Annotated in this window: 21 protein-coding genes; 5 read left to right on the top strand and 16 right to left on the bottom strand. The window is 73.4% G+C overall.

The features are described 5' to 3' along the window. Positions 1-259 precede the first annotated feature (259 nt). The 4 genes from ACWCWD_RS34410 to lipB all read right to left on the bottom strand — a co-directional run bounded on the left by ACWCWD_RS34410 (position 260) and on the right by lipB (position 3,505). The gene (locus ACWCWD_RS34410; RefSeq protein ID WP_327175343.1) at positions 260-967 is read right to left on the bottom strand and encodes a DUF4191 domain-containing protein; all 708 of its coding nucleotides are present in this window, start codon (positions 965-967) and stop codon (positions 260-262) included. Between the two features lie 10 nt (positions 968-977). After that, positions 978-1,187, bottom strand: a complete 210-nt coding sequence (locus tag ACWCWD_RS34405; protein ID WP_327175342.1) for an SCO2195 family GlnR-regulated protein — start codon at positions 1,185-1,187, stop codon at positions 978-980. A 339-nt stretch (positions 1,188-1,526) separates the two neighbouring features. Beyond that, positions 1,527-2,507, bottom strand: coding sequence for a lipoyl synthase (gene lipA, locus ACWCWD_RS34400; protein WP_450779136.1), 981 nt, complete (start codon positions 2,505-2,507; stop codon positions 1,527-1,529). A gap of 194 nt (positions 2,508-2,701) precedes the next feature. Then, the gene (gene lipB / locus ACWCWD_RS34395) at positions 2,702-3,505 is read right to left on the bottom strand and encodes a lipoyl(octanoyl) transferase LipB (protein ID WP_450779134.1); all 804 of its coding nucleotides are present in this window, start codon (positions 3,503-3,505) and stop codon (positions 2,702-2,704) included. A gap of 291 nt (positions 3,506-3,796) precedes the next feature. Here lipB and ACWCWD_RS34390 point away from each other — a divergent pair, with 291 nt between their 5' ends. After that, positions 3,797-5,533 (top strand): regulator, encoded by a 1,737-nt coding sequence (locus ACWCWD_RS34390; protein WP_450779132.1) that lies wholly within the window; start codon positions 3,797-3,799, stop codon positions 5,531-5,533. A gap of 91 nt (positions 5,534-5,624) precedes the next feature. On the opposite strand, the gene ACWCWD_RS34385 is transcribed toward ACWCWD_RS34390, so the two are convergent. Then, positions 5,625-6,971 carry an NAD(P)/FAD-dependent oxidoreductase gene (locus tag ACWCWD_RS34385; RefSeq protein ID WP_450779130.1) on the bottom strand — a complete coding sequence of 449 codons (1,347 nt, stop codon included), beginning with the start codon at positions 6,969-6,971 and terminating at the stop codon, positions 5,625-5,627. A 243-nt stretch (positions 6,972-7,214) separates the two neighbouring features. Next, positions 7,215-8,114 carry a TIGR01777 family oxidoreductase gene (locus ACWCWD_RS34380; protein ID WP_450779128.1) on the bottom strand — a complete coding sequence of 300 codons (900 nt, stop codon included), beginning with the start codon at positions 8,112-8,114 and terminating at the stop codon, positions 7,215-7,217. 66 nt (positions 8,115-8,180) lie between these two features. Between ACWCWD_RS34380 and ACWCWD_RS34375 the strand changes: the two genes are divergently transcribed. Continuing rightward, positions 8,181-8,720, top strand: coding sequence for an N-acetyltransferase family protein (locus ACWCWD_RS34375; protein WP_450779126.1), 540 nt, complete (start codon positions 8,181-8,183; stop codon positions 8,718-8,720). 37 nt (positions 8,721-8,757) lie between these two features. Here ACWCWD_RS34375 and ACWCWD_RS34370 read toward each other — a convergent pair whose 3' ends face one another. From ACWCWD_RS34370 to ACWCWD_RS34340, 7 genes are all read right to left on the bottom strand, one after another. Next, a complete protein-coding gene (locus ACWCWD_RS34370) occupies positions 8,758-9,279 on the bottom strand; it encodes a DUF4240 domain-containing protein (RefSeq protein ID WP_450779141.1) in 522 nt (173 codons plus the stop codon). A gap of 49 nt (positions 9,280-9,328) precedes the next feature. Continuing rightward, positions 9,329-10,321 (bottom strand): helix-turn-helix transcriptional regulator, encoded by a 993-nt coding sequence (locus ACWCWD_RS34365; protein WP_450779125.1) that lies wholly within the window; start codon positions 10,319-10,321, stop codon positions 9,329-9,331. 124 nt (positions 10,322-10,445) lie between these two features. Next, on the bottom strand, positions 10,446-13,127 hold the full coding sequence (aceE, locus tag ACWCWD_RS34360; RefSeq protein WP_450779123.1) for a pyruvate dehydrogenase (acetyl-transferring), homodimeric type: 2,682 nt from the start codon (positions 13,125-13,127) through the stop codon (positions 10,446-10,448). A gap of 433 nt (positions 13,128-13,560) precedes the next feature. Further along, on the bottom strand, positions 13,561-14,184 hold the full coding sequence (locus ACWCWD_RS34355; protein ID WP_450779121.1) for a GntR family transcriptional regulator: 624 nt from the start codon (positions 14,182-14,184) through the stop codon (positions 13,561-13,563). Between the two features lie 148 nt (positions 14,185-14,332). Then, the gene (gene sucB / locus ACWCWD_RS34350; protein ID WP_450779119.1) at positions 14,333-16,111 is read right to left on the bottom strand and encodes a 2-oxoglutarate dehydrogenase, E2 component, dihydrolipoamide succinyltransferase; all 1,779 of its coding nucleotides are present in this window, start codon (positions 16,109-16,111) and stop codon (positions 14,333-14,335) included. Positions 16,112-16,167: 56 nt separating this feature from the next. After that, positions 16,168-17,556, bottom strand: coding sequence for a dihydrolipoyl dehydrogenase (gene lpdA, locus ACWCWD_RS34345; RefSeq protein ID WP_450779117.1), 1,389 nt, complete (start codon positions 17,554-17,556; stop codon positions 16,168-16,170). A gap of 355 nt (positions 17,557-17,911) precedes the next feature. Further along, positions 17,912-19,453 (bottom strand): leucyl aminopeptidase, encoded by a 1,542-nt coding sequence (locus ACWCWD_RS34340; RefSeq protein ID WP_450779115.1) that lies wholly within the window; start codon positions 19,451-19,453, stop codon positions 17,912-17,914. Positions 19,454-19,808: 355 nt separating this feature from the next. Here ACWCWD_RS34340 and ACWCWD_RS34335 point away from each other — a divergent pair, with 355 nt between their 5' ends. Next, on the top strand, positions 19,809-20,639 hold the full coding sequence (locus ACWCWD_RS34335) for an endo alpha-1,4 polygalactosaminidase (protein ID WP_450779139.1): 831 nt from the start codon (positions 19,809-19,811) through the stop codon (positions 20,637-20,639). A 130-nt stretch (positions 20,640-20,769) separates the two neighbouring features. On the opposite strand, the gene ACWCWD_RS34330 is transcribed toward ACWCWD_RS34335, so the two are convergent. Continuing rightward, entirely contained in the window at positions 20,770-21,549 is a 780-nt protein-coding gene (locus ACWCWD_RS34330) for an adenosylcobinamide-GDP ribazoletransferase (protein ID WP_450779113.1), read from the bottom strand. A gap of 88 nt (positions 21,550-21,637) precedes the next feature. Between ACWCWD_RS34330 and ACWCWD_RS34325 the strand changes: the two genes are divergently transcribed. Next, the gene (locus tag ACWCWD_RS34325; protein WP_450779111.1) at positions 21,638-22,399 is read left to right on the top strand and encodes a hypothetical protein; all 762 of its coding nucleotides are present in this window, start codon (positions 21,638-21,640) and stop codon (positions 22,397-22,399) included. Positions 22,400-22,406: 7 nt separating this feature from the next. Here the strand turns inward: ACWCWD_RS34325 and cobT are convergent, their stop codons facing one another. Beyond that, positions 22,407-23,543, bottom strand: coding sequence for a nicotinate-nucleotide--dimethylbenzimidazole phosphoribosyltransferase (gene cobT, locus ACWCWD_RS34320; RefSeq protein WP_450779109.1), 1,137 nt, complete (start codon positions 23,541-23,543; stop codon positions 22,407-22,409). A gap of 292 nt (positions 23,544-23,835) precedes the next feature. Between cobT and ACWCWD_RS34315 the strand changes: the two genes are divergently transcribed. After that, a complete protein-coding gene (locus ACWCWD_RS34315; RefSeq protein WP_450779107.1) occupies positions 23,836-24,834 on the top strand; it encodes an SGNH/GDSL hydrolase family protein in 999 nt (332 codons plus the stop codon). Between the two features lie 89 nt (positions 24,835-24,923). On the opposite strand, the gene ACWCWD_RS34310 is transcribed toward ACWCWD_RS34315, so the two are convergent. Next, positions 24,924-26,126 carry a bifunctional adenosylcobinamide kinase/adenosylcobinamide-phosphate guanylyltransferase gene (locus tag ACWCWD_RS34310; RefSeq protein ID WP_450779105.1) on the bottom strand — a complete coding sequence of 401 codons (1,203 nt, stop codon included), beginning with the start codon at positions 26,124-26,126 and terminating at the stop codon, positions 24,924-24,926. Positions 26,127-26,176 lie beyond the last annotated feature (50 nt).

Raw genomic sequence — 26,176 nt, 5'->3', positions numbered from 1 at the left:
GGGAGGGCGGCCGGGACGGCCTCGGTCTCGACCAGGTCCAGGGTGTAGGAGGCGGCGGTGTCGCCGGCGTCCTTCTGGAACTTCAGCCCGACCGGTCAGGTCGGGGCCGCCCCTCTGATGTGAGGTGTGACGTCTGGGCGCGGACCGCGCGATGCGGTGTGCCGCGCCCGCGCGGCGAGAAAAGTGGAGCGGAGGGTCCTACGGGGTGGTGGCCCCACAGGCGGGGTCCCTACGTGATGGCCGCCTTGCGAGGTGCCGGTCAGCGCATCTTTCCGCCGCGCGGCATCCGCATCCCCTTGGGCATGGGGCCCTTTGGCAGCGGCATGTTGCTCATCAGGTCGCCCATGGCCCGCAGGCGGTCGTTGGCCGCCGTGACCTGCGGTCCGCTCAGGATGCGCGGGTACTTCAGCATCTTGGTGCGCACCTTCTTCAGCGGCACCTGGCCCTCGCCGTCGCCCACGATGATGTCGTGCACGGGGACGTCGACGACGATGCGCGCCATCCGCTTCTTCTCGGCGGCCAGCAGGCTCTTCACCCGGTTCGGGTTGCCCTCGGCCACCAGCACGATGCCGGCCTTGCCGACCGCGCGGTGGACGACGTCCTGGCTGCGGTTCATCGCGACCGCCGGAGTGGTGGTCCAGCCGCGCCCGATCCGGTCCAGCACCGCTGCCGCGGCACCGGGCTGGCCCTCCATCTGGCCGAAGGCCGCAGCCTCCGCGCGCCGTCCGAAGACGATCATCATCGCGAGGACGGCCAGGACGAAGCCCAGGATGCCCAGGTAGAGCGGGTGACCGATCGCGAAGCCGATCGCGAGGATCACGCCGAAGACGACGATTCCCAGCCCCGCGAGCACGAGGCCGATCTTCGGGTCCGACCGCCGGGTCATCTTGTAGGTCAGGGCGATCTGCTTGAGCCGCCCCGCGTTCTCGGCGCTGTCCGCGCCTTCGGTGTTTGCCTTCCTCGCCATGTACAGAAGTTTACGTGGCCGAGGAACGGTGCTCCGCAACGGCCTCCAGTACGTGCTGGGCCTCGACCCGGTCCTTGGCCCGGCGGCGGTCCTCCAGGACCGCCGTCCAGGCGTTGCGGCGGGCGGTGCGCTGGCCGCTGCTCAGCAGCAGCGACTCCACGGCGCGGAGAGCGTGGGTGACGGTCGGAAGGGTGTGGGCACGTACCGGCGCGGCCTGCATCGTGTGTTCCCTCTCGGGGCGGTCCGCGCGAGGCGCGGAACGGGGTGCGGGAAACGGGCGCGACAGCGGGTTCGGCCACTGGGGCCCGCGGAACCCGGGGTCGCTGATCTGGAACTGCTCCGGGGCCGGGATCACTGGCTCCGGAACCCGGGGTCACTGCTCTGGGACCAGGGTCACATCCCGGTGTTACCAGGGCATGACCGGTCGGTCAAACACCAATGAAACCTTGACGCGGGCCGTGCGCACGCCGAGGCGGCCCATACGCGTCCCCCACCTGCGGAGGGCGTACGGGCCGCCTCGTGCGGGCGATTACCGCCCGGTAATGCCTTGTGCTCGGATTCACACGGACGCGGTGTGCGCGACCGTTCCGGCGGCGGCCGCGTCGCGGGCCGCCATCGCCTGCTGGAAGAGGCGCCCGGCGCGGTACGAGGAGCGGACCAGCGGACCCGACATCACACCGGAGTACCCGATGGCGTCGGCCTCGTCCTTCAGCTCCACGAACTCCTGCGGCTTCACCCAGCGCTCCACGGGGTGGTGCCGGACCGACGGGCGCAGGTACTGCGTGATCGTGATCAGCTCGCACCCGGCGTCGTGCAGGTCCTGGAGCGCCTCGCTGACCTCTTCGCGGGTCTCGCCCATGCCGAGGATCAGGTTCGACTTGGTCACCAGGCCGGCCTCGCGGGCCCGCGTGATGACTTCGAGCGAACGCTCGTACCGGAAGCCCGGGCGGATGCGCTTGAAGATCCGGGGGACCGTCTCGACGTTGTGCGCCAGCACCTCGGGGCGCGAGGAGAAGACCTCGGCCAGCTGGGCGGGCTCGGCGTTGAAATCGGGGATCAGCAGCTCGACCTTGGTGCGGCCGGCCTCGCGGCCGTCCGTCAGCGCGTGGATCTGGCGGACGGTCTCCGCGTACAGCCACGCACCGCCGTCCTCCAGGTCGTCGCGGGCGACGCCGGTGATCGTGGCGTAGTTCAGGTCCATCGTGACGACGGACTCGCCGACCCTGCGGGGCTCGTCGCGGTCCAGCGCCTGCGGCTTGCCCGTGTCGATCTGGCAGAAGTCGCAGCGCCGGGTGCACTGGTCACCGCCGATGAGGAAGGTCGCCTCGCGGTCCTCCCAGCATTCGAAGATGTTGGGACAGCCCGCCTCCTGGCAGACCGTGTGCAGCCCCTCGCTCTTCACGAGCTTCTGCAGCTGGTTGTACTCGGGGCCCATCTTCGCCCGGGTTTTGATCCACTCGGGCTTGCGCTCGATGGGGGTCTGGCTGTTCCGGACCTCCAGGCGCAGCATCTTGCGCCCGTCGGGTGCGACAGCGGACACTCCGGCACTCCCCTTTGCTTTCACTGCATTGGATTCTTCGGCGAACACCAGGGTACGCCCGTCATTCGCACGGCCTTACGTCCGGCCAACCTGTGGCCGACGGGGGCTATTCCCCGTACGGCCGAACCGCGCGGGCCGCGTACGCCCGCAGGGGCGCCCGGGGGCCCGTACGACAGCCCCCGGAGCGCCGCAGGTCAGGCGGTCGCGGGAGCGGACGCCACCTCGCGAGGCGCGAGCTCGGCGTTCTCCAGGACGTCGCGCAGGTGCTTCTCGACGACCGGGAGGACCTCCGCGATCGTGAGGTCGCGCCCCAGCTCGTACGCGAGCGAGGTCACACCCGCGTCGCGGATGCCGCACGGCACGATCCGGTCGAAGGACGTGTTGTCGGGGTTCACGTTCAGCGCGAAGCCGTGCATCGTGACGCCCTTGGCGACCCGGATGCCGATGGCGGCCAGCTTGCGGTCCTCGCGGCGCTGCCCGGCGTTGGAGGGGGCGTACTCCGGGCCGTTGAGCCGCGGGTCGAACTCCTCGTCGGTCAGCCGGGGGTCGAAGTCCAGCGACAGGCCGCCCAGCGACGGCCGCTGCTCGACCGGGTCGCCCAGCACCCAGACCCCGCTGCGCCCCTCGACCCGGCTGGTCTCCACGCCGAACTCGGCGGCGGCGCGGATCAGCGCCTCCTCCAGCCGGCGCACGTGCGCCACGACGTCGACCGGGCGCGGCAGCTTCTGGATCGGGTAGCCGACGAGCTGGCCCGGACCGTGCCAGGTGATCTTGCCGCCGCGGTCCACGTCGATGACCGGGGTGCCGTCCAGCGGTCGCTCGCTGTCGGTGGTGCGCCGCCCCGCCGTGTAGACGGACTGGTGCTCCAGCAGCAGGCAGGTGTCGGGGACGGTGTCCTCGAACCGCGCGGCGTGCAGCTCGCGCTGCTTCTGCCAGGCCTCCGTGTACTCGACGGCCTCCGGGCCGAACCCCAGCCGGACAAATCGCAGCTCGCTCACGGCGATGCCTCCCTACTCGTGGTGACGGGGAGCCCGGAGGGGTGCCTCCCGCCCGTCGTCACCGTGCACGGAACGCGGTCACCGTGCACACTGATCGCGCCCGAATCACTGTACGACCGTCCGGGACCGCACCGTCCGGCAGGTCATTTCGTCAGCGTGATCGGTACTCCTCACACGATCGGATGAACGTGGAGCGAACGCCGCCGGGGCCGCTCCCGGGGCCGCTAAATTCGCGCCGTTCCCCAAGGGCTGCCACGCCCGGCCCAGGCAAGGCAGGAGACCGCACCGCAGATGTCGGAACGACCCCCGCAGCGCACCCCGCACCCCCCGAACCGCAGACTCGCCGCCCTCATCGCCGAGGCCGGCTTCTCCCACGCGGGCCTGGCCCGACGGGTGGACCAGCTGGGGCTGGAGCACGGCCTCGACCTGCGGTACGACAAGACCTCGGTGACCCGCTGGCTGCGCGGCCAGCAGCCGCGCGGAACCACCCCCGCCCTGATCGCCGAGGTCTTCACCCGGCGCCTCGGCCGCCGGCTCACCGCCCAGGACCTCGGCCTGGACGCCTGCGCGCCCGTCTACGCCGGCCTGGAGTTCGCCTCCACCCCGGCCGAGGCCGTCGACATCGTCAGCGGACTCTGGCGCAAGGACTCGGGCAACCAGGCGGACCTCCGCAAGATCGCCTTCACCCCGGCCGGACTGGTGGTGCCGAGCCGGGACTGGCTGATCGGCCAGGCCGACGAGTCCGTCGCCCGGGGCGACCTCCCGGCCCCGGCCACCGGTGCCTCCGGAGCTCCGGGACCCCACGGCGAGAGCGCCCGGCCGGGACGGCCCGGCGCCGCCCCCGCCACGGGCCCGCTCCGGGACGCGAGGGCGGGTACCCGGACGGGCACCCTGCCCGGACCGGGCGGCGCCGGAAGCCCCGGGCCGAGTGCGCCCGGAACCCCCGGAGCCCAGGGCCCGGGGACCCCCGCCGGGGGCCCCTGGATCGGCGTCCAGCGCCCCGCTCCGGGCCACGCGCCCGGTCACACCCACGCACCCGGCCCCGACGGGAGTGCGGGTACGGCCCCCGCCGGCGCCCCGCGCCCCGCGGTGCCCCGCCAGCGGCAGACCGAGCGGGCGTCCGGCCAGCGCGTCGGCAACGGCGACGTCGCGGCCCTGCGCTCGGTCGGCGAACTCTTCCGCTCGCTCGACCACGCCTACGGCGGCGGACACGCCCGCCAGGCCCTGATCCGGTACCTGGAGCACGAGACCGAGCCCATGCTCCGGGGCCATTACACCGAGACGACCGGCCGCCGGCTCTTCGCGGCGGCGGCCGACCTGACCCGGCTGGCCGGCTGGACCTCGTACGACATCGCCGCGCACGGACTGGCCCAGCGCTACTTCGTCCAGGCCCTGCGGCTCGCCCAGGCCGCCGGGGACCGGGCGTACGGCAGCTACGTGCTGATCACGATGAGCCGGCAGGCCGTCTACCTCGGGCACGGCCGCGAGGCCGTCCAGCTCGCCCGGGTGGCCCAGCAGGGGGTGGGCTCCGCCGCGCCCCCGGCCGTCCAGGCGCTGCTGCACGCGGTGGAGGCGCGCGGGCACGGCGTGCTCGGGGACGCGCGGGCGTGCGCCGTATCGCTGGCGCGCGCGGAACGCGCCCTGGAGGCCGCCCGCCACGGCGACGAGGCGCCGCACTGGGCCCGGAACTTCGACGAGGCCCAGCTCGCCGACGAGCTCGCGCACTGCCACCGGGACCTCCAGCAGTACCGGGCCGCCGCCCTGCACGCGGAGCGCTCGCTCCAGCTGCGCGCGCCCGCGTACGCCCGGAGCAGGCTCTTCTGCCGGGTCGTCCTCGCCTCGGCCCGCCTCGGGCTCGGCGAGCTCGACCAGGCGTGCCTGCTGGGCGCCGAGGCGGCCCAGCAGGCACGCGAGATGCGGTCGGTCCGGGCGACGGAGTACGTACGCGAGTTCGAGCGCAAGCTGGAGCCCTACCGCGACGCGGCGGCCGTGCGCGGGTACCGCGAGCAGATCGCGGCCCTCGGCTGACGGACGCGGCCCCGGCTGACGGACGCGGCCCGCCACCGCCGGGACCGGGACCCGCCGGGACCGTCCAGGACCTCCCGGAAGGGAGGCGCGCTCAGGCGGCCCCCGACAGCGTGGCCCCCGGCTCCGGCAGGAACCCGGAACCCGCCCGGAGGTCGGCCAGGATCGCCTCCGCCGCGCGGCGGCCCGAGTGCAGGGCGCCCCGCAGGGTGCTGGTGTCCCGGTGGTCGCCGCACACGTACAGCCCGGCGAGCACCCGCACCGGGCGGCTCGGATCGTGCGGCGGGGTCATCACCGGGACCGCCTCGGCGGTGTGATGGGTGGCCAGCAGCTCCCAGTCGTCCGTGGGCGTCCCGTACAGCGCCGCCAGATGACCGCGCACCGCGCGGTCCAGACCGGGCGGCGGGGTGCCGAGCACCGCGGAGGTGATCAGCGCGCGGCCCCGCGGCGCCCGGGTGGGATCGATCTCGCTCATCACCGCCGAGTACGCGACCGGACCCGCCGCGCCCGCCTCCAGCACCAGCGAGGCGCCCGTCCGGGGAGCCTCCGGGGCCGTGTGGTGAACCACCGTCACCGGGTTGAAGCCGGGCACCCGCAGACCGGGCAGCAGCTCGGCGGCGGCCCCCGCGCCGGTGGCCACCAGCAGAGCGCGGCAGCTCAGCTCGCCGTGCTCCTTGGTGCGCACGGAGGTGGTGTCGGCCGCCGTCACCTGGACGTTCGTACGCACGGTGTCCGGCGGCAGCGTGGACGCCAGCAGCTCCGGCAGCGCCGCCGAACCGCCCTCCGGCACGCGGAGCCGGCCGCGCGCCCAGTCGCGCAGGACCAGTTCCGCGATCCGGCTCGACGCCCGCAGTTCCGGATCGCTCAGCAGGGCGGCGAGCAGCGGCCGGAGGAAACCGTCGACGGAACGGGCCGGCAGCCCGCGCGCCGCGAGGGCCGCCTCCGCCGCCCGGTCGGGCTTGGCCATGATGCGGGCCGTGGACGTGTTGGCCAGCCGCGCCAGCGACGCCCCGAGCCGGGCGCGGTCGAGGGCTTCGCCGACCGCCCCGCCCAGGCCGGCCGGGGCGGCACGGTCGCCGCCCACGGGGGCGCTCGAACGGGCGCGCGTGGGTTTGAACGCGCCCCTGGTGCTTCGTATGCCACCGGCGCGATAGCGGCGCCCGGCGTTGTGGACCACGACCGCCGGATCGAACTCGCGGAGCACCAGGGGCGCCAGCCCCGGTATGTCCCCGAACTCCTCCGGCACGCTGCCGAGCAGCGGACCGAGACGGTCGAGCCGGAACCCGTCCACCTCGTCCGTGGCCAGCCTGCCGCCGACGCGCGATGTCGCCTCCAGGACGCTGACGCTCACCCCCGCCCGTACGAGAAGGTGGGCGGCTGACAGGCCGGCTGTACCGGCTCCGATGATGACCACGTCCGCGTGGTGCGCAGGCTTGAGCACATGCCCTCCCCGAGTCGTGCGAGCGGTGGGAGGCTCATGCCCCCGACTGACTCCCGGAATGCCCGAGTTCGCCAAAGAGGCTAGGAGGATGGCCGATACCTGGACAGTCGCCCGCGCGAAGACACCGGTGCACGGGGTCGCACGGGCCCGCACGCGGAATCCGCGTCCGTGCCCCGCGCACGTGCCCCGGGCACGGCCCTGCGCACCGGCCCCCGCGGGCAGGCGCTCCGGGAGCCGGGTACCTCAGCCCAGGGCCGCGCGGATCGCGCTGTCGACGCCGGGGAAGGCGAAGGCGAAACCCGAGTCCAGCAGCTTGCGCGGGACCACCCGCTGACTGCCCAGCACGTCCTCGGCGAAGTCGCCCAGCGCGAGGCGGAGCGCCGGGGCGGGGGCGGTGAAGAGGGTGGGCCGGTGCAGCACCCGCCCCATCGCCGCCGTCACCTCCGCGTTGGTGACCGGATCGGGCGCGGTGAGGTTCACCGGCCCGGACAGGGCTTCCGTGTCGAGCAGATGGCGCAGGGCGGCGATGTGGTCGTGCAGCGCGATGAAGCTCCAGTACTGGCGGCCGTTGCCGAGCCGCCCGCCCAGCCCGGCCTTGAACAGCGGGAAGAGCCTGCCCCAGGCGCCGCCGCCCGAGGCGACGACCAGCCCGGTGCGCGCGTGCACGGTCCGGACGCCGGCCTCCTCGGCGGGCGCCGTGGCGGCCTCCCACTCCTCGCACACCGAGGGCAGGAACCCCTCGCCGGGCGGGGCGCCCTCGTCGACCGCGCGGTCACCGGTGTCGCCGTAGTAGCCGATGGCGGAACCCGAGACCAGGACCTTCGGCGGGGTGTCCAGGGAGGCGAGGGCCTCCGCGACCGCAGCCGTGCCCAGCACCCGGCTGTCGCGGATCTCCTTCTTGTACGCCTCGGTCCACCGGTGGTCCCCGACCCCGGCACCCGCCAGGTGGACCACCGCGTCGCAGCCGACCAGTCCGGCCACGTCGACGTACCCCCGGTGCGGGTCCCACTGGACCTCGTCACCCGCCTTCGCGGGCCGGCGCACCAGGCGGGCGACCTCGTGCCCGTCGGCCCGCAGCGAGCGCACGAGCGCCGCTCCGATGAGTCCGGTCGATCCGGTGACGGCGATACGGGAGTGCTCCATGGGCTCATCCTGCCCCATGGATCCCGACCGTGGATCGCCCGGACACGGCATGGCACAGTGACGCCCATGCCCCAGCTCCGCCTTCACGCCATACGCCCCGCGCTGCCCTCCGACGAGACCGCCCTCGCCGCGCTCGACCGGGAGACCTGGTCCACCCTGCACGCCGTGCAGCCCCGCCCGCAGCCGCCGTACCCGCCGTTCTTCGACGAGCGCCACTCACCCCGCGACTTCCTCGTGGCCGAGACGGTGGCAGAGAGTGTGCCGGAGGGCGAGCGCGTCGCCCAGGGAGCCCCGCGCATCGCCGGATACCTCCGCCTGGTCGCGCCCACCCCGCTCGCCTGCAACCAGCACGTCCGGCAGATTCAGGGCCTCGCCGTCGACGCCGGGGCGCGCGGGCTGGGCATCGGGCGGGCGCTGCTGCGCGCCGCGTTCACCGAGGCGCGCCGCCAGGGCGCCAACCGGATCACCCTGCGCGTCCTCGGCCACAACACCCCGGCCCGCGCGCTCTACGCCTCCGAGGGGTTCGCCGTGGAGGGCGTGCTGCCGGGCGAGTTCTTCCTGAACGGCGGGTACGTCGACGACGTGCTGATGGGGCGCGCGCTCTGAGGACGCGTGGCGACGCGTGCGTGGCGTGTGAAGCCGCTCAGCCCTCGCCGAACCGCTCCCACAGCGCCGGCAGCCGTGCCGCCAGCACCTCGTCGTTCTCGAAGGAGAACGGCACCCCGGCCGGTTCGCGGGCCTGCGGAGGCAGCCCCAGGTCCGGCGAGACGACGCCGGTGAGCTGCTCGTACGCCTCGTCGGCCGCGTAGCCCAGCTCCTCGCCGTCCCCGTCGACCTCCTCGTCGAAGTCGTCCAGGAGCTCGGCGAGATCGTCCGGGTCCTGCAGCGCCCCCTCGAACACCTCCCGGCCCTGGCCGATCAGCCAGCACCGGAAGAAGTCGAAGGCGTCGTCGCCCGCGCCGCCGAGCAGCAGGGCGGCGGCGCCCCACAGGTCCCAGCGGTACGCGCGGTGGTAGCGGGCCTCGAAGTGCCGGGCGAAGTCGAGCACGGTCTCGGGATCCAGCCGCACCAGCCGTTCCACGAGCAGATCGGCGTGCTCCTCGGGGTCGCCCTCGGCGGCCTCGCGGGTGGTGTCGATGAGCTCCCAGAACTCCGTCTCGTCCATCACGGGTCCAGCATCGGCCGAGGCGGCGGCCCCCGCCACGCGGAGCCTCCTACCGGTAGAGGCCGTGCATCCGGGCCGCCGCCCCGCGGAAGCGCTCGCGCAGCGCGGCCGGTGCCAGCACCTCCACCTCGGCGCCCAGCGCCAGCAGCTGCTCGTACGCCACCTCCGGCGACTCCACCGGCAGGGTGACCGTCCACCGCCCCTCGCCGTCCGGCGGCCCGGCGGCGGCCAGCGCCTCCTCTGCGGCGGCCCGGTCCACCAGGTGCGGGAGCCGCCGCGCGCCCGCACCGGAGATCCGTACGGTCACCTCGGTACGGAGCAGGGAGCGGGCGAACCGCGCGGAGCGGGCGGCCCAGAACCCGGCCAGGTCGAAACCGGCGTCCCGCTCGAACCGGCCGCCGTCCGGCTCGACCGAGACGAACCGGTCGACCCGGTACACCCGGAAGCCGACCTGGGCGGAAGGAGCGTCGGCGGAGTCCGCGACCCGGGCGCAGAGGTACCAGACGCCCGCCTTCAGCACGAGTCCGTACGGCAGGAGGGCCCGGTCCACCTCGGCGCCGTCCCGGAGGTAGCGCGCCCGGACCGTGAGGTCGTCGCGGACGGCCTCCGCCACGACGGGCAGCAGCGCCGGGGCGACCGGTTCCTGGAACCAGCCCGGGGCGTCCAGATGGAAGCGCCGGGCCACCGTGTCCGGGGTGTCCCGCAGCGAGGGTGTCAGGGCGGCGGCCACCTTGAGGCGGGCGGCGGACGCGGCGTCCTGGAGGCCCAGGTCGCGCAGGGCGGTGGGCAGCCCCGAGAGGAAGAGCGCCTCGGCCTCGCCCCGGGCGAGACCGGTGAGGCGGGTGCGGTAGCCGTCGACCAGGTGGTACCCACCGGTCCGGCCGCGCTCCGCGTACACCGGGACGCCCGCCTCGGAGAGGGCGGCCGCGTCCCGTGCGACGGTCCGCTCCGACACCTCCAGCTCCGCCGCCAGCTCGGCTGCGGTCATCCCGGGACGGGACTGGAGGAGCAGCACCATGGTGATCAGTCGGGCCGCGCGCATACCCCCATTCTCGTCGATGCGCGAGGGCGGCCGGGGCGCCGCGGAGCACACGGAGAACGCCGTGGCCCCTCCGGTGTTCCGGAGGGGCCACGGCGTTCACGGCAAAGACGTCAGGGCCTGCGGATCAGAGTCCGTAGCGCTCCCGGGCCTCCTTGATCGTGGCGGCCGGGACCTCGCCGCGCTTGGCGAGCTGGGCCAGGGCCGCGACGACGACCGACTGCGCGTCGACACCGAAGTGGCGGCGGGCGGCGTCACGGGTGTCGGAGAGGCCGAAGCCGTCCGTACCGAGCGAGGACCAGTCCTGCTCCACCCACTGGCTGATCTGGTCCGGAACCTGGCGCATCCAGTCGCTGACCGCGAGCACCGGGCCGGGGGCACCGGCGAGCGCCTGCGTGACGTACGGCACCCGCTCCTCGCCCCGGAGCAGCGCGGCGTCGGCCTCCAGCGCGTCGCGGCGCAGCTCGCCCCACGAGGTGGCGGACCAGACGTCGGCGGTGACGCCCCAGTCGGCGGCCAGCAGCTCCTGGGCCTCCAGGGCCCAGTGGATGGCGGTACCGGAGGCCAGCAGCTGCAGGCGCGGCGCGTCGGCCTTGGCCGGCGTGCCCTCCTTGAAGCGGTACAGGCCCTTGACGATGCCCTCCTCGATGCCTTCCGGCATCGCGGGCTGCGGCTTCGGCTCGTTGTAGACCGTCAGGTAGTAGAAGACGTTGGAGTCCTCGCCCTCGACGGGCTCGCCGTACATCCGGCGCAGACCCTCCTTGACGATCACCGCGATCTCGTACGCGAAGGCCGGGTCGTAGTTGAGCGACGCCGGGTTCGTGGCCGCGATCAGGTGCGAGTGGCCGTCCGCGTGCTGGAGGCCCTCACCCGTCAGGGTCGTACGGCCGGCCGTGGCGCCGACGATGAAGCCCTTGCCGAGCTGGTCGGCGAGCTGCCACATCTGGTCGCCGGTCCGCTGCCAGCCGAACATCGAGTAGAAGATGTAGAACGGGATCATCGTCTCGCCGTGCGTCGCGTACGACGTGGACGCGGCGATGAAGTCCGCCATGGAACCGGCCTCGGTGATCCCCTCGTTGAGGATCTGGCCGTCCTTGGCTTCCTTGTAGTACATCAGCTGGTCGCGGTCGACCGGCTCGTACGTCTGGCCCAGCGGCGAGTAGATGCCGGCCGAGGGGAAGAGCGACTCCATACCGAAGGTACGGGCCTCGTCCGGGACGATCGGAACCCAGCGCTTGCCGGTCTCCTTGTCCCGCATCAGGTCCTTGGCGAGGCGGACGAAGGCCATGGTGGTGGCCATCTCCTGCTTGCCGGAACCCTTCTTCAGCGCGGCGAACGCGCGCTCCTCGGGCTGCGGCAGGGCCGCGGCGTGCACCCGGCGGGCGGGGGCGGGGCCACCGAGGGCCGCGCGGCGCTCCTGGAGGTAGCGGACCTCGGGGGAGTCGGCGCCGGGGTGACCGTAGGGCACCACACCGCTCTCGAAGGCGCTGTCCGGGATCGGCAGGCCGAGCAGCTCGCGCATGTCCTTGAACTCGTCCAGGGACAGCTTCTTCATCTGGTGGTTGGCGTTCTTGGACTCGAAGCCCTTGCCGAGCGTGAAGCCCTTCACCGTCTGGGCGAGGATCACGGTCGGGCCGCCCTTGTGCTCCAGGGCCGCCTTGTACGCCGCGTAGACCTTGCGGGCCTCGTGGCCGCCGCGCGAGGTGTAGAAACACTCGGCGATCTTCGCGTCGGTGAGCAGCTTCGCCAGCTCGACGAGCGCGGGCTCGGCGCCGAAGAAGTGCTCACGGATGTACGCGACGTCACGGGTGGCGTACGTCTGGAACTGCGCGTCCGGGACCTCGCGGAGACGGCGGACCAGCGCACCGGTGGTGTCGAGCTGGAACAGCTCGTCCCACGCGTTGCCCCAGAGCGTCTTGACGACGTTCCAGCCGGCCCCGCGGAAGGCGCCTTCCAGCTCCTGGACCACGCGGAAGTTGGCGCGGACCGGGCCGTCGAGACGCTGCAGGTTGCAGTTGATGACGAAGGTCAGGTTGTCGAGACCCTCACGGGCGGCGAGCGCCAGGGCGGCCGTCGACTCGGGCTCGTCCATCTCGCCGTCGCCCAGGAAGGCCCAGACGTGCGAGTTCGACGTGTCCTTGATGTTGCGGTTGGCCAGGTAGCGGTTGAAGCGCGCCTGGTAGATCGCCGACAGCGGGCCGAGGCCCATCGACACGGTGGGGAACTCCCACAGCCAGGGCAGACGCCGCGGGTGCGGGTAGGACGGCAGGCCGTCGCCGCCCGACTCCTGACGGAAGTTGTCGAGCTGCTGCTCGCTCAGCCGGCCGTCGAGGAACGCGCGGGCGTAGATGCCGGGGGAGGCGTGCCCCTGGATGTAGAGCTGGTCACCGGAGCCGTCCCCCTCCTTGCCGCGGAAGAAGTGGTTGAAGCCCGTCTCGTACAGCCAGGCCGCGGAGGCGAAGGTGGCGATGTGGCCACCGACGCCGTACTTCGCCCCGCGGGTCACCATGGCCGCCGCGTTCCAGCGGTTCCACGCGGTGATGCGGGATTCCATCTCCAGGTCGCCGTCGAACTCGGGCTCGGCGGCGGTCGGGATGGAGTTGACGTAGTCGGTCTCCAGCAGCTTGGGCAGCGCGAGACCGGCGCCTTCGGCGTGTTCGAGCGAACGCCTCATCAGGTACGCGGCGCGATGCGGCCCCGCGGCCTTGGTCACGGCGTCCAGAGAGGCCGCCCATTCGGCGGTCTCTTCGGGGTCGCGGTCCGGGAACTGGTCGAGTTCGCTCGGACGCTTTCCTACGGGGTCGGTCATGATCGCCGCCTTCCGGAGTGGGAGGGGGTGGAGAAGTCCCTGGCTGGCAGGACAGGGCGACGGGCCGGTGGGCCCGCGGAGAACTGTAAATCCCTGATCGATGATCGATCAAAGGGTTGAAAGGGAAAACTTCTCGATATGAAGAAAATGGCATGGGGTGCCGCCAAATGGGGCACGGAGTGACGGGATGAAATGGGGTAAAACGGTCACCATTCGCTCGGAAGAGCGGCAGCAGTGACAGATGGGAAACCTGACGGCAACGCGGGCGTGAGAAATAACAAGTACGGCTCCGGCCGCCGAGCACCCGTCGAGCGGTACGGACGGCCCGCGCGACGGGGCCTCACGCACCCGGGCCTAGCGGTTGCGGACGGCCCGCGCGACCGGTCCTCATCCGCCGGGGCGAGCGGTCACGGACGGCCCGCGCGACCGGTCCTCACGCGCGAGGCGCGCAGCCCAGCACGTGTGCCTTGACCAGCGTGCCGATCTGCGGGTCCTGCCGCGTGAACGCGTCGATGAGCGCCTCGTGCTCCTCCGCGTACGACTTCTGCACCGTGCCCAGCCACCGGATCGACAGAGCCGTGAACACCTCGATGCCAAGACCCTCCCAGGTGTGCAGCAGCACCGCGTTGCCGGCCGCCCGCACCAGCTCCCGGTGGAAGCCCACCGTGTGGCGCACCTGCGCCTCCCCGTCGGCCGTCCGGTCGGCCTCGTAGAGGGCCGTCACGTGCGGCTGGAGGGCCGAGCAGTCGCTCCCGAGGGCGGGGGCCGCCAGCTCCGCCGCGATCTGCTCCAGACCCGCCCGTACGGGATAGCTCTCCTCCAGGTCCGCGGCCGTGAGGTTGCGGACCCGGACGCCCTTGTTGGGCGCCGACTCGATCAGCCGCAGCGTCTCCAGCTCCCGCAGCGCCTCGCGCACCGGCGTCTGGCTGACCTCCAGCTCGGTGGCGATCCGGCGCTCCACGATCCGCTCGCCCGGCTTCCAGCGCCCGCTGACTATCCCGTCCACGATGTGCTCGCGGATCTGCTCGCGCAGCGAGTGGACGACGGGCGGGGTCATGAGGTGCTCCTTCGGGCGAACCGGCGCCGACTGCGACCGGCCCCGGCCACCGGGGTGGCCGCGGTGTCTAGACAATACGGCGGCGCCCCCGCCCGGGAGGTGGTCCGGACGGGGGCGCTGCTGGTGAGGCTCGTTACAGCCGGGTCGTTCAGAGGCCGAGCTCGACCTCGAACTCACCGGCCTCCAGGATCGCCTTGACCGAGGTCAGGTAACGGGCGGCGTCCGCGCCGTCCACCAGACGGTGGTCGTAGGAGAGCGACAGGTACGTCATGTCACGGATGCCGATGACGGTGCCCTCGGCGGTCTCGATGACGGCCGGGCGCTTCACCGTGGCACCGATGCCCAGGATGGCCGCCTGGTTCGGGGGCACGATGACGGTGTCGAACAGCGCACCGCGCGAACCGGTGTTGCTGATGGTGAAGGTGGCACCCGACATGTCGTCCGGGGTGAGGCCGCCACCGCGGGCCTTGCCGGCCAGCTCGGCGGTCTTCTTCGAGATACCGGCGATGTTCAGGTCGCCCGCACCCTTGATGACCGGGGTCATCAGACCCTTCTCGGCGTCCACGGCGATGCCGATGTTCTCCGAGTCGAAGTACGTGATGGTGCCCTCGTCCTCGTTGATCCGGGCGTTGATGACCGGGTGGGCCTTCAGCGCCTGGGCCGCCGCCTTCACGAAGAACGGCATCGGGGACAGCTTGACGCCCTCGCGGGCGGCGAACGCGGCCTTCGCCTGGTTGCGCAGCTTCATCAGCTTGGTGATGTCGACCTCGACGACCGAGGTCAGCTGGGCCTGTGAGTGCAGCGCCTTCATCATGTTCTCGCCGATGACCTTGCGCATGCGGGTCATCTTGACGGTCTGACCGCGCAGCGGCGACGCCTCCAGCTTCGGCGCCTTGGAGGCGGCCGGAGCGGCGGCAGCGGCGGGGGCCGGAGCCGGAGCGGCTGCGGCGGCCTTGGCGGCCTCCGCGGCGGCGACGACGTCCTGCTTGCGGATGCGGCCACCGACGCCGGTGCCCTTCACCGCGCCCAGGTCGACGCCGTTCTCCGAAGCGAGCTTGCGGACCAGCGGCGTGACGTACGCGCCGTCGTCACCGGAGGTCGCGACCGGGGTGACCGGAGCCGGAGCGGCGACCGGAGCCGGGGCGGCAGCCGGAGCCGGGGCGGCGGCCACGGGCGCCGGAGCGGCGGGCGCCACCGGGGCCGGGGCGGCCGGAGCCGGGGCCGGAGCGGCCGGGGCAGCCGGAGCGGCCGGGGCCGGAGCAGCGGCGGCCGGGGCCGGGGCGGCGGCGGCCGGGGCCGGGGCGGCGGCCGGCGCAGCGCCCTTGGCACCGATGACGGCGAGCTTGGCGCCGACCTCGGCGGTCTCGTCCTCACCGACGACGATCTCCAGCAGCACGCCGGAAACAGGGGCCGGGATCTCGGTGTCGACCTTGTCCGTGGAGACCTCGAGCAGGGGCTCGTCCTCCGTGACCTCCTCGCCGACCTCCTTCAGCCAGCGGGTGACGGTGCCCTCGGTGACGCTCTCGCCGAGCGCCGGAAGGGTGACGTCGGTGCCCTCGGCGGAGGGCGCGGCGGCGGGGGCCTCGGCGGCCGGGGCCGGGGCCTCGGCGACGGGGGCGGCGGGGGCCTCGGCGACGGGCGCGGCGGCCGGAGCGGCAGCCTCGGCCGGAGCCGCGGCGGGGGCGCCGGAGCCGTCGTCGATGACGGCCAGCTCGGCGCCGACCTCGACGGTCTCGTCCTCGGCGACCTTGATGGAGGCCAGGATGCCGGAGACGGGGGAGGGGATCTCGGTGTCGACCTTGTCGGTCGAGACCTCGAGCAACGGCTCGTCAGCCTCGACGCGCTCGCCCTCGGCCTTCAGCCAACGGGTGACAGTGCCCTCGGTGACGCTCTCGCCGAGCGCCGGAAGGGTTACGGAAACCGACATGGTTTCGGTTGCTCCTTACGAATTGCGGAAGTGGTCGGTCGTCGCCCGGGACTGGATCAGTCGTGGGAGTGGAGCGGCTTGCCGGCCAGCGCGAGGTGGGCCTCGCCCATGGCCTCGTTCTGGGTCGGGTGGGCGTGGATGAGCTGCGCGACCTCGGCCGGCAGCGCCTCCCAGTTGTAGATCAGCTGTGCTTCGCCGACCTGCTCGCCCATGCGGTCGCCGACCATGTGGACGCCGACCACGGCACCGTCCTTGACCTGGACGAGCTTGATCTCGCCCGCGGTCTTCAGGATCTTGCTCTTGCCGTTGCCCGCCAGGTTGTACTTGAGGGCGACGACCTTGTCCGCGCCGTAGATCTCCTTGGCCTTGGCCTCGGAGATGCCGACGGAGGCGACCTCGGGGTGGCAGTACGTCACCTTCGGCACACCGTCGTAGTCGATCGGGACGACCTTCAGGCCGGCCAGCCGCTCCGCGACGAGGATGCCCTCGGCGAAGCCGACGTGCGCGAGCTGGAGGGTCGGGGCGAGGTCGCCCACGGCCGAGATGGTCGGCACGTTGGTCTGCATGTACTCGTCGACGAGGACGTAGCCGCGGTCCATCGCGACGCCGGCCTCCTCGTAACCGAGGCCCTGCGACACCGGGCCGCGGCCGATCGCGACCAGCAGCACCTCGGCCTCGAAGGTCTTGCCGTCGGCGAGGGTCACGCGGACGCCGTCCTGCGTGTACTCGGCCTTGTCGAAGAAGGTGCCGAGGTTGAACTTGATGCCGCGCTTGCGGAACGCGCGCTCCAGAAGCTTCGAGCTGTTCTCGTCCTCGACCGGGACCAGGTGCTTCAGGCCCTCGACGATGGTCACGTCGGTGCCGAAGGACTTCCACGCCGAGGCGAACTCGACGCCGATGACGCCGCCGCCGAGCACGATGGCCGACTTCGGGACACGGTCCAGCTTCAGCGCGTGGTCCGAGGAGATGATCCGGTTGCCGTCGATCTCCAGGCCCGGCAGCGAGCGCGGCACGGAGCCGGTCGCCAGCACGATGTGGCGGCCCTGGATGCGCTCGCCGTTCACGTCCACCGAGGTCGGGGACGACAGGCGGCCCTCACCCTCGACGTAGTGCACCTTGCGCGAGGCGATGAGACCCTGCAGGCCCTTGTACAGGCCGGAGATCACTTCGTCCTTGTACTTGTGGACGGCCTCGATGTCGATGCCCTCGAAGGTGGCCTTGACACCGAACTGCTCGGCCTCGCGCGCCTGGTCGGCGATCTCGCCGGCGTGCAGCAGCGCCTTGGTCGGGATGCAGCCGTTGTGCAGGCAGGTACCGCCGACCTTGCCCTTCTCGATCAGGGCGACGTCCAGGCCCAGCTGCGCTCCGCGAAGGGCCGCGGCGTAACCGCCACTGCCACCGCCGAGGATCACTAGGTCGAAAACGGTGCTGGCGTCGTTCGCCACGTCACGTCCTCCATGCATGTGCGCCGTACGCCGGGCCCCGTGGGGTGTGACCGGCCGGTCGGCTGGTGTTCGGCCGCTTGAGTCGTTCGGCCCTGTGGTGGGGGCCCTGTCCTGCCGAGAACCCATCTTCGCACTTGTTGACCGTCGGCGGGACGCGGGGCCCGGTCCGGACAGGGCGCCACAGGTCCCGGGACGGGTCGCTTCCGCGTAGAAACGTATGGATTCAGCCGAGTTCGTCCAGAGCGAAACCCCGCAGGGCGGCGCCCGTCCCGGTTCGTACGGCGCACGCAATGCGTACAGCCCCGGACATCCGCCCGGGGCTGTACGACTTTGGTCACAGAGGACCGGCGGGTGGTCAGCCCAGGTCGCCGTCGGCGGTGCGCTCCGCGAGACGGATCAGGGTGCGGACCGAGGAGCCGGTGCCGCCCTTGGGGGTGTAGCCGTACGGGGCGCCCTCGTGGAAGGCCGGGCCCGCGATGTCCAGGTGCGCCCAGGCGATGCCCTCGCCGACGAACTCCTTGAGGAACAGACCGGCCACCAGGCCGCCGCCCATCCGCTCGCCCATGTTGGCGATGTCGGCGGTCGGGGAGTCCATGCCCTTGCGCAGGTCGGCGGGGAGCGGCATCGGCCAGGACGCCTCGCCGACCTCCTCGGCGATCTCGTGGATCGTCGTACGGAAGGCGTCGTCGTTGGCCATGATGCCGAAGGTGCGGTTGCCCAGCGCCAGCACCATCGCGCCGGTCAGGGTCGCCACGTCGACGATCGCGTCGGGGGCCTCCTCGGAGGCGCGGGTCAGCGCGTCGGCGAGGACGAGCCGGCCCTCGGCGTCCGTGTTGAGGACCTCGACGGTCTTGCCGCTGTACATGCGCAGCACGTCACCCGGGCGGGTGGCGTTGCCGCCGGGCATGTTCTCCGCGAGCGCCAGCCAGCCGGTGACGTTGACGCGCAGGCCGAGACGGGACGCGGCGACGACGGTGGCGAACACGGCGGCGGCGCCGCTCATGTCGCACTTCATCGTCTCGTTGTGGCCGGCCGGCTTGAGCGAGATGCCGCCCGAGTCGTAGGTGATGCCCTTGCCCACCAGGGCCAGGGTCTTCTCCGCCTTCGGGTGCGTGTAGGCGAGCTTCACCAGGCGGGGGCCGTGGACCGCACCCTGGCCGACGCCGACCAGGCCGCCGTAGCCGCCCTTGACCAGGGCCTTCTCGTCGAGCACCTGGACCTTGATGCCGTGCTCCTTGCCCGCGGCGGTGGCCACGGCGGCGAAGGACTCGGGGAAGAGGTCGTTCGGCGGGGTGTTGATCAGGTCGCGGGCGCGGTTGATCTCCTCCGCCACGGCGACGGCGCGCTCGGCAGCGGCCTTGAACGCCTTGTCGCGCGGCTTGGCGCCGAGCACGGTGACCTCGGCGAGCGGCAGCTTGGGGCCGTTGGCCTTGGCCGACTTGGGAGCGAGCTTGTTCTCGCCGCCCTGGTAGGCGGTGAAGGCGTAGGCGCCGAGCAGGGCGCCCTCGGCGACGGCGCCGGCGTCCTCCACGGTCGAGGCCGGCAGGGCGAAGCCGGCCTTCTTCGCGCCACCCAGGGCGCGGGCGGCGGCACCGGCGGCGCGGCGCAGGATCTCGGAGTCGTAGGCGTCGTCCGAGTCCGGGACGGCGCCCAGGCCGACGGCGATGACGACGGGCGCCTTGAGGCCGCCGGCGGCGGGGACCTTGACGAGTTCGCCCTCGGCACCGGTGGCACCCAGGGTCTCCAGGACAGCGGCGAGCTTTCCGCCGAAGGCCTTGTCCACGGCCTCGGCGCCCGGTGCGAGCACCGGGCCCTTGGAGCCCTTGGCGAGACCGACGACGAGTGCGTCGGCGCGCAGCGTCGCCGCGCCTGCGGTGCTGAGAGTGAGAGCAGTCACGGTGGTGAATTCTCGCTTCCGTTGAGTAACTGGATCGGTCGAGGGGGTGGGGCCGACCGTGCCCGGCGCATCGTAGATGTGCCCGTTGTGCGCAGGGAACGAGCCTACGCGCGCCGTTTTCGCCGTTTCACGCCGGTGTTCACCGTTCGGGAGGAGTCCGGCGGACGTCCGGGCCGGTCCACGCGGTGCGCGGGACGAACCGGCCGGGCGCATAAGGTCGTTGGCGACAGGCGGGTCCCGGGGCGGACCGGGACGCGCACGGCATGTGCGGCATGTACGGATACGGGAACGGGGTCGGGGAACGGTGTACGGGACCGGGTGGTGTTCGGGCCGGCCGGTGGCGGTCGCCCTCCTGATGGTGTCTCCGCTGCTCTCCGCCTGCACCTCGGGAGAGCCCCCACAGCCCCCGGCGGGCCGCTCCGCCGCCGCCTCCGCGGACGCGGCGGACCCGGCGGCCGGGCGCTGGCGCCCCCGGCCCGGCCTGGACTGGCAGTGGCAGCTCTCCGGGCGGCTCGACCCCACCGTGGACGTCCCGGTGTACGACATCGACGGCTTCGACCACGACGCCGCCGCGGTCGCCGGCCTGCATGACCGGGGCAGCAAGGTCATCTGTTACCTCTCCACCGGCGCCCACGAGGACTTCCGCCCGGACGCCGACGCGTTCCCGGCGGCCCTGCTGGGCAAGGGCAACGGCTGGGACGGCGAGCGCTGGCTCGACGTCAGGCGCACCGACCTCCTGGAGCCCCTGATGGAGACCCGGATCGCGATGTGCGCCGAGAAGGGCTTCGACGCCGTCGAACCGGACAATATGGACGGCTACCGCAACGACACCGGCTTCCCGCTCACGGCCGCCGACCAGTTGGCGTACAACCGGCTGATCGCCCGTATCGCCCACCGCCACGGCCTGGCGGTCGGCCTCAAGAACGACCTGGACCAGATCCCCGCACTCGAACCGGACTTCGACTTCGCGGTGAACGAGCAGTGCGCCCAGTACGAGGAGTGCGAGGAGCTGGTCCCGTTCGTCGCGGCGGACAAGGCCGTCTTCCACGTCGAGTACGAGCTGCCGGCCGCCGCGTTCTGCGCCCGCTCGCGCGAACTCGGGCTCAGCTCGCTGGAGAAGAAGTACGAGCTCGGCGCCTGGCGCAGGAGCTGCGCGACGGACGCGGGGGAGTCCGCGGCGCCCTGACCGGCGCGTTCCGTCCGTACGACCCCCGTACGGCCCCTCGGGCATCCTGCCCGTACGACCCCGTACGGCGCCCTCGGGCCTCGGGCGGCCGCACTGCCCTCGGCCCGCGCACGGCCGCACGGGCCTCCCGTCAGCCGAGCACCAGCACCACCAGGGCCGCCGTGGCCGCCGTCTCCTCCACGGCGCCGAACACGTCGCCCGTCACCCCGCCGAACCGCCGCACGCAGTGCCGCAGCAGCACGTCGGACGCCCCGAGGGCCAGCAGCGCGGCGAGCGCGTGGTGCACGGCCCCGTCCGCCCCGGACACCGCTCCGGCCGCGCCGCAGACCGCGACGGCGACCACTGAGACCAGGGCCGCCCCCGCCCGCGGGACCGTCCCGGCCACCGCCGCGCCCAGCCCCTCCGGGCGGGCCGCCGGGACGCCGCGGCGCGAGGCCAGGGTCAGCGCCAGACGGGCCGCGACGCCGGCCACCACCGTGCCCGCCGCGCCCTGCTCCCAGCCCCGCCCGTACAGCTCGTAACCGGCGGCGACCTGGGCCAGCAGCACGAAGAGCAGGGTGATCACACCGAACGGCCCGATGTCCGACTGCTTCATGATCCGCAGCGCGTCCTCGGCCGGTTTGCCGCTGCCGAGCCCGTCCGCCGTGTCCGCGAGCCCGTCCAGATGGAGACCCCGGGTGAGTACGGCCGGTACGGCGGCGGAGGCGACGGCGGCGAGCAGCGGACCCGAGCCGGCCAGCAGCGCCAGCGAACCGGGCACCGCCGCCAGCAGCCCCACCACGAGCCCGGCGAGCGGCGCGCGGAGCATGCCCGCACGGGCGGTGTCACGGTCCCAGCGGGTGACGCGGACGGGGAGCACGGTGAGGGTGCCGAAGGCGAAGCGGAGGCCGTGGCTGTTCAGGGAGGTCACCGCGAGCACGGTAGTGCGTGCGCAAGGCCCCCCGATCGGACAATATGTGACGAATATGCACAAGGATGGCTGATCGGGAGAGGGTGGCATGGGTCACTGGTGGCACACCAACATCACCGAACCGGGAAAGCTGCCGCTGCTCCTCGCGCTGGCCGCGTTCGTGCTGACCTTCGCCATCACCCGCACCATCACCCGCATGATCCGGGCCGGGAAGGGGCCGTTCCGCAACATCACCCCGGGCGGGGTCCACGTCCACCACGTCGTCCCCGGCGTCGTGCTCTCCGTCCTCGGCGGCTTCGGTGCGGTTGCCAGCGGCCAGCACGGCGTCACCGCGGGGGTCTTCGCGGTGATCTTCGGGGTCGGGGCGGGCCTGGTGCTGGACGAGTTCGCGCTGATCCTGCACCTGGACGACGTCTACTGGACGGAGCAGGGCCGCCAGAGCGTCGAGATGGTCGTGCTGACGACCTCGCTCGTGCTGCTGGCCCTCGCGGGCTTCTCGCCCCTCGGGGTGGACGAGCTGACGGACGAACAGGAGAACGGCCGGCTCGGCCTCGTCCTGACGATGATCGTCAACTTCCTCTTCGTGCTCGTCGCGCTCTTCAAGGGCAAGGCGCGGATGGCGGTCGTCGGCGCCCTCGTCCCCTTCGTCGCGGTGATCGGCGCCCTCCGCCTGGCCCGCCCCGCCTCGCCCTGGGCCAAGCGGTTCTACGGCCGACGCCACAAGGCCCGCGCCCGCGCGGTGCTGCGCGCCTACCACCACGACGTGCGGTGGGCCGGGCCCCGCCGCAGGTTCCAGGACCTGATCGGCGGGGCCCCGGACCGGGTACCGCTGCCCGGCCCGAAGCCCTGACCCGTACTCAGACGGCCGGGTCCGCCACCGCGGCGCCCCGCTCGTCGACCTGCTTCTCGTCCGGCTCGGCGTCCGGCTCGGTGTCCGGCTCCTCGGCGGGCTTCTCCGGCTCGCGCTCCGGTAGTTCGGCGGCGAACGCGGCGGCGGCCCGCACCAGCGGGAGGGCGAGCAGTGCGCCCGCACCTCCGCCGACCGTCACCCCGTGGTCGAGCAGCGGCGTCAGCGCCATCCGGTCCAGCGCCTTCGCCTGCGCCGGCTCCCCGCTCGCGTGGCCGGCCAGCCACCAGTCCGGAGCCCGGAACGCGGCCCGCTGAGCCACCAGCGCGCAGGCGGCCGAGACCACGCCGTCCAGGATCACCGGGAGCCGGCGCACCGCGCACTGGAGCAGGAACCCGGTCATCGCCGCGAGGTCCGCGCCGCCCACCGTCGCCAGCAGCTCCAGCTGGTCCCCGAGGACCGGACGGGCCCGGCGCAGCGAGTCACGGATCGCGGCGCACTTGCGCATCCACGCCAGGTCGTCGATCCCCGCGCCGCCGCGCCCGGTCACCACCGAGGCGTCGGTGCCGCACAGTGCGGCGATCAGAGTGGAGGCCGCCGTCGTGCCGCCCACGCTGAGGTCGCCCAGCACCACCAGATCCGTACCGGAGTCCGCCTCCTCGTCCGCGATCCGGATGCCCAGCGCCACGGCCTCGGCGGCCTCCTCGGCGGTCAGCGCGTTCTCGACGTCGATCCGCCCGGCGCCCCGCCGTACCCGGCTGCGCACCACGGACTCCGGCAGCAGCTCCGGGTCGCAGTCCAGGCCGGCGTCGACGATCCGTACCGGCACCGAGAAGCGCCGGGCCAGCACCGCCAGCGGGCTCGCCCCGTCCAGGGTGGCGCGGACCAGCTCGTACGCGCTCCCCGCGGCGCGGCCGGAGACGCCGAGCTCCGCGATCTTGTGGTCACCGGCGAAGAGCACCACGCGCGGCTGGTCCACCGGCCGGACCGGCACGGTCTGCTGTGCGGCGGACAGCCATTCGCCCAGTTCGTCGAGCCGGCCGAGCGCGCCGGGCGGGACGATCAGCCGCCCCCGGCGGTCCTCGGCGTCGCGCCGCACACCGCCGTCGGGGCGCTCGATCAGATCGGAGAAGTCGTCCAGGTTCACGGAGGTCTGCCTCGCGGGTCGTTGCGTCGGGGGCCGGAGCCCGCGGGCGGGCTCCCTGCGGAACAGTATCCGGACAGTATCCGCCTCGCCGTTCCCCGACCGGCCCCGAGGCCACCGGGCCGACGGCTCCGCCCGCGCCTCGGCCGCCGTGGGTGTTCCGGGCGGGCGGGGGAGCCCGGGGAGAGCCGGTGGAGGAGATTGCCGCCGCCTGCCTCTGGCCGCGTGGAGCTACCCGGCGGTATACAAGCTCCGTCGTGTCGTCGGCGTCCGGGTCTTACGGGGAGGAACACACATGGCGGACAAGGGACTTGTGGGTACGGGTACGGGTACGGCGGCACGGCGGCGGGCACGGGCGGTGGCGGTGGGGGCCGTACTCGGAAGCTGCGTGCTGCTCATGGCCTCGGTGGTTCCGGCCGCCGCGCACGGCAGGGAATCCGGGCACGACGGAGGCGCCGGCCACAGCGGTTCCGGGCACGGCGGAGGCGCCGGGCACGGTCGCGGCAGCGGGCACGGAGGGAGCCCGGCGCACGGTCCGCGCTACGTAGCGCTCGGGGACTCGTACACGTCGGGCCCGGGCATCCTCCCGCAGGCCGACCTCGCCTGCGCCCGCTCCACCCGCAACTACCCCTCCCTGGTCGCCGAGCGGAAGAAGGCGTCCGCGTTCGAGGACGTGAGCTGCGGCGGCGCGACGACCGAGCAGATGTGGACCGCGCAGGGCACCAACCCCCCGCAGCTGCAGGCACTGGGCCGCGACACCGGTCTCGTCACCCTCCAGATAGGCGGCAACGACGTCGGGTTCGGGTCCATCATCGCCACCTGCGCCGGTCTGGGCGTCCAGGATCCGGCGGGCGACCCGTGCCGGAGCCACTACACCTCCTCCGGTACGGACCGGCTGACCGAGGCCGTCGCGGAGACGGCCCCGAAGATCGAGCGCATCCTGCGGGCCGTGCACGCGCGGTCGCCGCACGCGCGGGTGCTGGTCGTCGGTTACCCCGATCTGCTGCCCGACGACGGCAGCGGCTGCTTTCCCGCGGTGCCCTTCGCGGCCGGGGACTTCCCCTATCTGCGGGACACCGAGAAGCGGCTCAACGCGATGCTCCGCACGGTGGCGGTCCGCAACCGTGCGGAGTACGTCGACACCTACGGGCCCACCGTCGGGCGCGACATGTGCAAGGCTCCCGAGGACCGCTGGATCGAGCCGCTCGTACCGGCCTCGCCCGCGGCTCCCGCCCACCCGAACGCCAAGGGCGAGCAGGCCATGGCGACCGCCGTACTCAACCGCCTGAGGTAGGCCGGAGCGGTTCGGGCCCGAACCGGGCCGGTTCCGACGCGGGCCCGGTTCCGACGCGGGGCCGGGGCACCCTCCGGCCGCCCCGGCGGTCACCCCCGCAGCACCACTGACAGCCCCGCCACGACCAGCAGCACCGTCTCGCACTCCGCCGCGAAGGCCGCGTTCAGCCGCCCCAGCTCGTCCCGGAACCGCCGCCCCGCGGCCGTCGCCGGGACCACGCCGGAACCGACCTCGTTGGTCACCGCCACCACGGTCCGCGAGGTCTGCCGCACGGCCGCGACCAGCTCCTCGACCCGCGCCCGCAGCGCCTTCTCGCCGCCGTCCGCCCACCGGCCGTCGTCCCAGGCGTCCACCCGGTCCATCGCGTCGGTCAGCCACAGCGACAGGCAGTCGATCAGCAGCGGCGGCCCGTCCGCCCGCAGCAGCTCCGCCACCTCGCAGGTCTCCTCGGTGCGCCAGGCGGACGGCCGGCGCTCCCGGTGCAGCCCGATGCGGGCGGCCCACTCGGTGTCCCCGTCCCGCCGGCCGCCCGTCGCCACGTACACCACGTCGGGGAAGGTCTCCAGCCGCAGCTCCGCCTCCACCGACTTCCCCGACCGGGCGCCCCCGGTCACCAGGGTGCGCCGGGGCACCTCGGGGAGCGGGCGGAACTCCCCTGCCACCAGCGTCGTCCCGTCGGGCACCGCCCGGGCCCCCGCCGCCGCGAGCCGGCGGTCCAGCTCGGCCCCGGGCGGGGCGTCGTGGTCCAGGTGGACGGCGACGATCTCGGTGAGCGGCCCGACCGCGTCCACCGCGCGCAGCCGCGCCAGCGCGTCGGGCCGCCCCACCACGTCGCCGGCCACCAGGTCGTACGGCTCCGGGAACGGCTCGGCGAGCCCGGCCGGTGCGGCGCCCTGCGGCAGGTAGAGCAGCCGCTCGCCGGTGGGGGAGGTGATCTCGTACCCGGTGCCCGGCGCGTCCATCGGGACCGCCCGCACCCGGTGCCCGCTGATCAGCGTGAGCACCTGACCGTCCGGCACCCGCCCCGGCCGGGGGAGCCCGAGGGGCAGCTCGACGGCGGGGCCGTTCTGGGGGCGGGTCAGCAGCACCTGGCGCACCCCGGCCAGCGAGTGCCCCGCGCGGGCGGCGGCGAGCGCCGCGCCCGGGGTGAGGTCGAGCAGCACGGCGTCGTCGACGAGGAGGGCCGTCGTGGCCCGCGCGGATGTGCCGCGGGCGGTCGCGCACACGGCGCAGGGGCAGTCGGGCCGGGGCAGCCCGCCGGGGGCTCCGGTGCCGAGGAGAGTCAGTTCCACGTCTTGATCCTGCCGCGTGCGCGCCGGGGGTGCGCGCCCGGCCGCCCCCG

Source organism: Streptomyces sp. NPDC001493 (assembly GCF_053597235.1).
Note: the sequence above shows the minus strand (reverse complement) of the source record. Positions and strands in the feature narration are given on the sequence as shown.